Origin of the sequence: Psychroflexus lacisalsi, assembly GCF_020164495.1 — a bacterium.
Lineage (GTDB): Bacteria > Bacteroidota > Bacteroidia > Flavobacteriales > Flavobacteriaceae > Psychroflexus > Psychroflexus lacisalsi.
In genome coordinates, this window is record NZ_JAIQYZ010000004.1 from 173,596 (window position 1) to 183,457 (window position 9,862).

Consider the following 9,862-nt stretch of genomic DNA (forward strand, 5'->3'; position numbering starts at 1 on the left):
ATTAACTGAATAATAATTGAGTGATGAAATAATTCATAAAAATGATAATAACGCTGGTCCATACAAAAGAGGTTGTTGCTGCGTGACCTACTTCCAGAGAACCACCCCTCATGTAGTATCCATGAAATGATGGAACGGTAGCCAGAATGAAAGCAAATATGAAACTTTTAAGGAATGCATAGAACACCTGGAAAGGAATAAAATCCTCCTGTAAACCAGTTAAAAACTCTTCAGCGCTCAGAAAACCTCCATAAACTCCTGCGAAGTAAGCGCCAATAATCCCGACAAACATTGAAATGCCGATGACGAAAGGGAACATGCACATGGCAACAATCTTTGGGAAAACGAGATAGTTCAAAGAATTTATTCCCATCACTTCCAAAGCATCAATTTGTTCCGAAACCCGCATAGTTCCAATACTTGAAGTGATATAAGAACCTACTTTACCTGCCATAATTATAGCAACAAAAGTAGGGGCAAACTCCAATATGATAGATTGCCTAGCTGCAAAACCAATTAGTGATTTTGGGACAAATGGATTCGAAAAATTTAAAGCAGTCTGTATGGCAATCACTGCGCCAATAAAGAAGGAAATAAAGACTACAATACCCAGTGAACTAACGATAAGGTCATCAAGTTCTTGCAGAATAAGTCTTCTCAATTCTGAAGTTTTGGTCATCCTCTTGAACGTTTCATAGATCATGATGAAGTATTGACCAATACTCTTTATATAATTTATTAGCATTTGCTTTAAGCCTTTTTGAAATTTTGATAAAAATAGAATAAAAACTTGAAGATATGATTTAACCCAAGCATAAACTTGAAACTAACATAACACCTTATCTTTGTAAAAAATTATAAATTATATGAAATTCAAAATCATTATTCTGTTCCTATTGTTAGCGCAAGTTCAAGGGTTTGCACAAGACAACAAAAATTCTACAAAACTTGTGGTTGGAGTAGTTGTTGACCAGATGAGGTACGATTATTTAACAAAATTTGAAAAACATTATTCAGAAGATGGATTTAAACGTCTGCAGAGAGAAGGTTTCGAAATGAAAAATTTTCATTTTGATTATGTTCCTACCTATACCGGACCCGGTCATGCTTCTATTTTTACAGGGACAAGCCCAATGAATCACGGGATAGTTGCCAATAATTGGTATAATAAAATTGATAAAACAAGAGTTTATTGCGCGTCAGATCCTAATGCTTCAGGAATTGGTATAGATCCAGACGATAGAGATGGTAAGATGTCACCCAATAGAATGTTGACAACAAGTTTTGCAGATCAAAACCGTCTACATACCCAATTTAAAGGCAAAACAATAGGGGTGTCCATAAAAGATAGAGGCGCTATTTTGCCTGCCGGACATACAGCTAATGCAGCGTATTGGTTTGTTGGAGGTGATTTAGGCCATTTTATCAGCTCAGATTTTTATATGGATAAGCTGCCAAATTGGGTTGATGAATTCAATTCTTCTGATGTTGCTAAAAGTTACCTTAAAGAATGGGATACATATAATGATATAGCTACTTATATAGAAAGTGGATCAGATCTGAATAATTACGAAAATGGTTTCAAGGCTAAAGATGAGGCTACTTTTCCTTACGATCTTAAAAAATTAGCCAAGGATAATGATGATTATAGCATTATAAGGCCAACTCCATTCGGAAATGATTTGCTCTTAGACTTTGCCAAAGAAGCCATCATCAATGAAGAATTAGGTCAGGATGAGTTTACTGATGTTTTTACTTTGAGTTTCTCAAGCACTGATTATGTGGGTCATAATTTTGGTGTCAATTCTAAAGAAATCCAAGATACTTATATTCGTTTAGATCAAAACCTAGCAGAACTTTTGAAATTCCTTGACGAAAAAGTAGGTAAAGGAAATTACACATTGTTCTTAACCGCAGATCACGGTGCAGTTCATGTTCCACAGTTTTTAAAAGATGAAAAAATTCCTGCGGGTTATTTTGAGTTTGGAGAAATGCGTGATGCTCTCGAGAGTCACTTAAGCTCAAATTTTGGATTGGATAATGTTATTGAAAGCATTTATAACAATCAAATATTTTTGAATTATTCTAAGTTTAAAACCTATGCTGAATTTGTCACTGCTCAAAATGAGGTGAAACACTTTCTGATTCAATACAAAAATATAGACAAAGTTTATACAAGAGAAACTTTAGAAAATAGTGATTTCAGTGGAAATTCTGCAGAGTTAATCGCGAAGGGGTTCCATCAGAAAAGAAGTGGAGATGTAGTTTTCGCTTTAGATCCTTCCTATATTTCTTATTCTAAAAAAGGATCAACTCATGGTAGTGGAAACAGTTACGACACACAAGCACCTTTGTTGATGTATGGAAATGGAATCAAATCCGGTAAAACCTACAACCGATACTATATTCCGGATATCGCACCAACAATTTCTGCCTTACTTGGAATAGAATTACCCAATGGGGCTACAGGTTCTGTAATTACTGAAGTTTTAGATTAAGCGTTCTTTAATCTTCCTCCATCTATAGTTTCTAATAAAAACACCTTCTTCGGAACTTACCAGGAAGGTGTTTTTTTTTGAATTACTTTCTAGATAGGATTTTATTGATTTTAGAAAAAAAGAAAAATCCGATTTGTTTTTCGCCATTTTCAAGCAAGTCAAAAAAGCTAAAGGCCAACTATATCTCATTCTGAATAAAGAAATACCAAATAATTTGGGCAAATCTTTTTTGTAATGTTGGCCGGTTGGTTTAAGGTGATTGACGAGCAAGCCTGGATTGGTCTCGACCTTCCAACCGTAAAATCTAGCCTTCATTTCATCGATAGTGTCCCAACCCATCGCCGGAATTAAACCATCTATTTGTTTAAAACATGCTTTGCGATAGGACTTTAGCGCCCCACGCAAATGATCAGAATTAGTAAGTTGCTCAATTTTCCAATCTTCATTTTTTTCTACTGTGCAAAAGCCACCATACATGCCTAGTTTTAGATTTTTTTGAAAGGCTCTGGTTAATACTTTAAGGTAATCTTTTGGAAAAATCAAGTCTGCATCAAATTTGCAGATTATATCATAATCAACATTCAGATGTCTTAGGCCAAAATTGAAGGCGTCTATAATTTTACTTCCAGGACTATGCTTTAAGCTTTCGTCCCTTTTGACATAGCTGAAATTGGTGTGATCTTTAGAAAGGCGTTCAAGTATTTCTGAAGTCTTGTCGGTTGAGCCATCGTCAACGACAAGGATTTGTTTTGGTGAGTGTGTTTGGTTCAAAAGAGAATCAAGGCACTCTTCTATAAACTCCTCTTCATTATAAGCAGGTATGATGATCGCGATATCCAAATTTTACGGTTTTCTTTTACAGAAGACAAGATAATACCTTGGCGTAAAATATCTCAAAATGGGTCTAATCCCTATTTTTTTTATGGGATGCGTGAAGCTTTTAGAATCTATAATTTCCCAACCTGCTTTATCAAGTAACCACTCAAATTGCCATTGCTCAAACTCATGGTAATGCCTATCCCAAGGATCTGTTTTGCTTTGGTAAGCTTTCGCAAACCAGAGTTTTAGAGGAACACTGGTAAACAGATACTCACTTTTGAGGCTTTTTAATACTTCTAGAGGTGATAATAAATGCTCAAAAATTTCAAATGCTGTCGTGATTTCAGCTGAAGAAGATTTTAGCTGACTTTGATCAACATCCAGATCCTGACCTTTAGTATTTTCAACATCATATCCTTTCGAAGTCAGTATTTCAGAAAAAGGATTAGGAACACCCAAATCTAAAACTGTTGATGGAGGTGAGGCATGTTTTTTTAAAAACTCTAAAGTTATTCGAAATCGCTTTTCAGGATAGGTGTTTTCGTACATCAATAGCCTAGATTTCGTAGACTATCGCGTTGATGTTCATTCCTGCACCAACACTCGTAAACATAACGGTATCTCCAGGCTTTAAACTATCATGTTCAAATTCTCCTTTCAAAAACATGTCATAAAGCGTGGGGATAGTGGCGACACTACTATTGCCAAGCTTATCGATACTCATTGGCATGATATCTTTAGGTGTTTCTCTATCAAAGAGTTTATAGAACCTTTGGATGATGGCTTCGTCCATTTTTTCGTTGGCTTGATGAATGAAAATTTTCTTCAAATCATCAATAGATTTTCCGCTTTCCTCCAGGCAGGACTTCATAGCTTCCGGGACCTTTGACAAAGCAAAGTTATAGATCTTTCGACCATACATTTTAATATAAGCTCTATCGTCTTCTCTATCTGGAGAGAAGGATTTATCAAAATAAATATAGTTTGCTTCGGTCTTGGCGTAAGTTGCCGTCTTGTGAGCCAAAATACCACCACTACCTTCTTTTTGTTCAAAAATGGTAGCACCAGCACCATCTGCATAGATCATACTGTCTCTGTCATTGGGATCTACAACTCTAGAAAGTGTTTCAGCCCCAATAATTAAACAGCGTTTTGCCATGCCTGCTTTCATGAATGCATAGGAATGAATACAACCTTCTATCCATCCCGGACAACCAAACAAAAGGTCATAAGCGACGCAGTTTGGATTATTGATTTGTAACTTTTCTTTTACCCTCGAAGCCAAACTAGGAACAGTATCCGCTTGTTGTTTATTATGAGCTACATCCCCAAAGTTATGTGCTACAATAATATAGTCTAAAGTTTCGGGGTCGATATCTGCATCTTTGATGGCTGTTTCTGCCGCAAACGTAGCAATATCAGAAGTTTTTAATTTTTCGTCTACATACCTTCTTTCTTCAATACCTGTGATGGCTTTAAATTTTTTGATGATCACCTCAGGCTCAGCATCAAAAGCAGTCTCATCTTGGTTGAAGAATTTATTTTTTAAAAAATCCTCATTTTTCTTAATCAATTCTGGAATATAACTCCCTACACCAACGATTTTTATAGCATTCATGTTCAATATAAATTTTTTGCAAGGTACATTTAATGTGATTAAATTGTAAAGTAAGAGTCAAAATTAATTGTTTTTAAATGCTTTCAAAATTTTTTCTGAATTTGATTTAGGCAACCTGAAGCTTGTTGTCACATTTTTAGAGAGGAAGTTATCTTTATAATTCTTTAGAATATTATGACGCTCTTTATAGACTCTAAAGTACATCAGGTAAAAACCAATGACTGAAATCGTTGCAAAAGCTGATAAAATAGCCATCGACCAGAATTCGGTTTCAGCCAGTCTTCCAACGTGAGGAGCAATTATTAGTGGCGTATAAGATATTGGGAAGATGATAGAATTACCTGAAGCCAAAAGCTGATGCACATAATAAAAGTTATCATTTTCTTTTAAAGCTTTCATTTCACGATGGAACTTTCTAAAAAAAACAATCATGGCTATAATAACCAATACTAAAAAGCCTCCAGCCAAAATAAAAGGCGAATTCATAAGTGACATTAATATAGTATGTATTACAGCAAAGCTTAAAATTAATAAAAGCCAAAATTTCGGTGTTGAGGCTTCATCTTTTAATATTTTGAGAATTACTTTTTTGTAGAAGTATTTATCTATTTTTTTCATGTAAACTTCTGATATATCAGAAAAACCGATTACACCGTATTCTTTATAAGCTTCTTTAAGCGCTTCGTCAAATGTAAGTTCCTCATCTTCTCGCATTCTTGTAACAATGTCTTCTTCAAGATCCCTTGCTATAAGAAGTCTTAAATCATGGAAATCGACATAATGAGATTTGATGAAATCTAAAAGTTTTCCTTTCTCAGTTTCAGATAATGTCATAATCTTCTAAGAGTTGGTTTGATATAAAAATAGCCTCAAATTAAATAACTTGAGGCTATAATTTATAAAAAATAATTAAGCTATCTAAATATAAGCTTCAATTGGTGCACAGGTACAAGTTAGATTTCTGTCCCCATAGGCTTCATCGACTCTTCTTGTCGATGGCCAGAATTTATTTTCTGCTACAAAGGGAAGTGGGAAGGCAGCAGTTTGTCTGCTGTAGTCAAATTCCCAGTTCTCAGCTGTCAGCATAGCAATAGTATGAGGCGCGTTTTTGAGCACATTGTTAGGATTATCCTTATCGCATGTTTCAACTTCTTGTTTTATTGAAATCATAGCTTCACAAAATCTGTCAAGTTCAGCCTTGCTTTCGCTTTCTGTAGGTTCAATCATCATTGTTCCTGCAACAGGGAAAGATACAGTAGGTGAGTGGAACCCATAATCAATAAGCCTTTTGGCAATATCTTTTACTTCTATTCCATACTCTTTAAAATCTCTGCAATCTATAATCATTTCGTGAGCAGCTCTACCTTTTTCTCCAGAGTATAAGGTTTTGTAATGACCTTTCAATTTAGCCTGAATATAATTTGCATTAAGAATAGCATACTCGGTGGATTCTCTCAGCCCTTCTTCACCAAGCATTCTAATGTATGCGTAAGAAATTAAGCAAACAAATGCAGATCCAAAAGGTGCGGCAGATATGGAAGAAATTGCCTCTGTTCCGCCAGTTTCAATTAATGGGTTATTTGGTAAAAATGGAGCTAATTGTTTTGCTACACAAATAGGGCCAACGCCTGGCCCACCACCTCCGTGAGGAATAGCAAAGGTTTTGTGTAAGTTCAAATGACAAACATCTGCACCAATTCTGCCTGGGCTGGTCAATCCAACTTGAGCATTCATATTAGCACCGTCCATGTAGACTTGTCCGCCGTGTTCGTGAATCAAAGCCGTAATTTTTCTGATGTCAGACTCAAACACTCCGTGAGTAGAGGGATAAGTGACCATCAATGCAGCTAAATTATCGCTGTGTTTTTCAGCCTTAGCTGTTAAATCGTCAATGTCGATATTCCCTTTGTCTGTTGCTTTAATCACGACAACTTTCATTCCAGCCATTACTGCACTTGCGGGGTTCGTTCCGTGCGCAGACGATGGGACCAAGCAAATATTTCTATGAGAATCATTTCTGGATTTATGATACGCGCGTATCACCATCAAACCGGCATATTCTCCTTGAGCTCCAGAATTTGGTTGCAAGGAAGTGGCAGCAAATCCAGTGATTTCAGTCAAATAATCTTCTAACTTTGAAAGTATTTCGTGGTATCCTGCAGCTTGATTCTTTGGCACGAAAGGGTGAATATTTCCCCATTGTGGATTGGAAAGCGGCAGCATTTCTGAAGCAGCATTTAGTTTCATGGTGCAAGATCCTAAAGAAATCATGGAATGATTTAATGCCAAATCTTTCCTTTCTAATCTTTTGATGTAACGCATCAATTCAGTTTCCGAGTGATAGCTGTTGAAAACATCATGAGTTAAAAACTCACTTTCTCTCTTCAATTCGCTTACATCAATAATGCTGTCTGATAAATCTTTGATAGCTTCTTTGTCCTTTTCTGAAGCCTCTTCAAAAATGTCTAAAATCTCATTCAAATCCTGGATAGATGTTGTTTCATTGATAGAAATACATACACTTTCAGCATCAGGATAATAGAAATTCACTTCTTTTCGTTCAGCAATGTCTTTAATCTTTTTGGCATCCGCTTTTATGAAAATGGTATCAAAGTATAATTTATTGACCTGATAAAATCCTAGTTTTTCTAATCCTTCACTTAAGCTTACAGTGTTCTTGTGGATTTTATTGGCGATAAACTTTAGACCTTTTGGTCCGTGATAGACAGCGTACATCCCAGCCATTACCGCAAGTAAAACTTGAGCTGTGCAGATATTGGAAGTCGCTTTGTCTCTTTTTATATGTTGTTCTCTCGTTTGAAGAGCCATTCTCAGTGAGGTATTGTCATCCATGTCTTTGGTGACGCCTATGATCCTTCCTGGAATATTTCTTTTGTATTCTTTTTTGGTTGCAAAATAGGCTGCATGTGGCCCGCCGTAACCTAATGGGATTCCAAAACGCTGTGTAGTTCCCACTACAACATCTACTCCCCAATCTCCTGGAGCTTCCAGAAGAGTTAAGCTCAGTAAATCTGCTGCAACAGCAACTTTTATGTTGTTTGCTTGAGCTTTTTTAGTGAATTCGTGGTAATCGTGAATCTCTCCATGTTTACCGGAATATTGTATCAATGCTCCAAAATAACTTTCATCAAAATCAAATTTTTCGGGATTGCCTACAACCAATTCAATCTCCAAAGGCTCAGATCTCGTTTTTAACAATGCTAAAGTTTGTGGCAACACATTCTCTCCAACAAAAAACTTGACAATGTTATTTTTCTTTTGCTCACGTGAACGCACCGCAAATAATAAAGTCATAGCTTCAGCAGCAGATGTGGCTTCGTCTAGTAATGAGGCATTAGCCAATTCCATACCTGTTAAATCAGAAACCATGGTTTGGAAATTTAATAAAGCCTCAAGTCTGCCTTGAGCGATTTCAGCCTGATAAGGAGTATAAGCAGTATACCAGCCTGGATTTTCAAATACATTTCTTTGAATAACCGCTGGAAGAATTGCTTGGTGGTAGCCTAATCCAATGTAGGATTTGTATACCTTGTTTTGACTGGCTAAACCCTGTACGTGGTTTGAGAATTCAAACTCAGTTAATGGCTCTGGCAAATTCAATTTCCTTTCCAACTTAATATCATTCGGTATGGTCTCATAGATAAGTTCACCTACGGACTCTGCGCCTACCTCGTTAAGCATCTCTTTTATACTCTCACCTCTAGGACCTATGTGTCTTGATGAAAATGATTCTGTATTCATTGAAAGATTTTTAAAATTTGCACACAAAAATACATTATTTATAATGAAACAATAGTTTAAGACGTGTTCACTATAGTTAACTTTTCAATAAAAATATATTCTGTAAAAACTCTACTTTTGTCGATGTGATTTTTTTATCAAAACTCTTAAGGCTTTATATCAACTCAAGCATTCACGTTGCGTTTGCAGTTCTTGCCTTCACTTGCATCACATATTTGGATTTTGATTTAAACCTTCAATACCATGTACTTTCCTTTGTTTTCTTTTCAACGATTACAGCCTACACATTCGTGAAGTACATTCCTTTACTTGTAAGTCCAGATTATAAAATAAGTATTAGCCTAAAACTTATATATGCTTTAGCTCTTTTTTCTATTATTCCTGTCATCTATTTTTTATTGTATTTTGATATTTATGATATCTTATTTATTATTGGGTTAATCACGCTTACATTATTATATGTACTTCCATTTTTACCTAGAGCAAAAAACCTGAGAGACGTAAGTGGTTTAAAAATATTTATAATTGCAATAGTTTGGTCAGGTACTACAGTTGTTTTACCATTGATTTCTTCTGAAATTGCATTGAGTTCGTTTTCTACTGAAGAAATACTCTATATATGTAGTAGATTCTTGATTGTTGTAGCGCTTATCATTCCTTTTGAAATAAGAGATTTACGATTAGATCAAATATATTTAAAAACCTTACCACAGGTTTTAGGAGTATCCAGATCTAAAATCCTTGCATTAAGTTTCCTTTTGCTTTCGATGTTTCTATCAAGTTATTTGATGTTGGATACATACATATATATATTGATGCATTTTATCATAATAATACTTGTGTTGAAGGCGAATCGTCAAAATTCGTTCTATTACACCTCGTTTTGGGTAGAAGTGGTGCCTGTATTGTGGTTTCTTTTAAAATATTTTATAGGTTAAGAAGTGGTATTTCAGTCGGTTAGGATTGCAACCATAAAATCTTTCAAAAAAACCTTTAAAAAAGTTTGGTAGGAAGAGGGAAAGAGTTGTAGTTTTGCACCCCGCTAATTGAGGTACTGAGAGGAGATGTAAGGCAGGAGTAGGGATAATTTGAAGTTATTTTTACTTGTGAGGTATGAAGATAAGTTGTAGTTTTGCCCTCCCGGAAAAATTTAGTTTTCGTTCAT

General features: G+C 35.5%; 8 protein-coding genes. 2 read left to right on the forward strand and 6 right to left on the reverse strand.

The annotated features are described in order from the left end of the window. Position 1 precedes the first annotated feature (1 nt). A complete protein-coding gene (locus LB449_RS11620) occupies positions 2–745 on the reverse strand; it encodes an MlaE family ABC transporter permease (protein WP_262901864.1) in 744 nt (247 codons plus the stop codon). A 121-nt stretch (positions 746–866) separates the two neighbouring features. Between LB449_RS11620 and pafA the strand changes: the two genes are divergently transcribed. Further along, complete coding sequence (gene pafA, locus LB449_RS11625; RefSeq protein ID WP_224455266.1) at positions 867–2,498, forward strand: alkaline phosphatase PafA; 1,632 nt, start codon at positions 867–869, stop codon at positions 2,496–2,498. On the opposite strand, the gene LB449_RS11630 is transcribed toward pafA, so the two are convergent. The 5 genes from LB449_RS11630 to gcvP all read right to left on the reverse strand — a co-directional run bounded on the left by LB449_RS11630 (position 2,490) and on the right by gcvP (position 8,697). Then, a complete protein-coding gene (locus tag LB449_RS11630; protein ID WP_224455267.1) occupies positions 2,490–3,338 on the reverse strand; it encodes a glycosyltransferase family 2 protein in 849 nt (282 codons plus the stop codon). The two genes, pafA and LB449_RS11630, sit on opposite strands and share 9 nt — an antisense overlap. 3 nt (positions 3,339–3,341) lie before the next feature. After that, the gene (locus LB449_RS11635) at positions 3,342–3,866 is read right to left on the reverse strand and encodes a class I SAM-dependent methyltransferase (RefSeq protein WP_224455268.1); all 525 of its coding nucleotides are present in this window, start codon (positions 3,864–3,866) and stop codon (positions 3,342–3,344) included. A gap of 7 nt (positions 3,867–3,873) precedes the next feature. Continuing rightward, positions 3,874–4,935: a 3-oxoacyl-ACP synthase III family protein gene (locus LB449_RS11640; RefSeq protein WP_224455269.1), complete on the reverse strand. Its 1,062-nt coding sequence runs from the start codon at positions 4,933–4,935 to the stop codon at positions 3,874–3,876. Between the two features lie 63 nt (positions 4,936–4,998). Further along, positions 4,999–5,769 carry a hypothetical protein gene (locus LB449_RS11645; RefSeq protein ID WP_224455270.1) on the reverse strand — a complete coding sequence of 257 codons (771 nt, stop codon included), beginning with the start codon at positions 5,767–5,769 and terminating at the stop codon, positions 4,999–5,001. 84 nt (positions 5,770–5,853) lie between these two features. Continuing rightward, the gene (gene gcvP / locus LB449_RS11650; protein WP_224455271.1) at positions 5,854–8,697 is read right to left on the reverse strand and encodes an aminomethyl-transferring glycine dehydrogenase; all 2,844 of its coding nucleotides are present in this window, start codon (positions 8,695–8,697) and stop codon (positions 5,854–5,856) included. Positions 8,698–8,822: 125 nt separating this feature from the next. Between gcvP and LB449_RS11655 the strand changes: the two genes are divergently transcribed. After that, a complete protein-coding gene (locus tag LB449_RS11655) occupies positions 8,823–9,635 on the forward strand; it encodes a prenyltransferase (RefSeq protein WP_224455272.1) in 813 nt (270 codons plus the stop codon). Positions 9,636–9,862 lie beyond the last annotated feature (227 nt).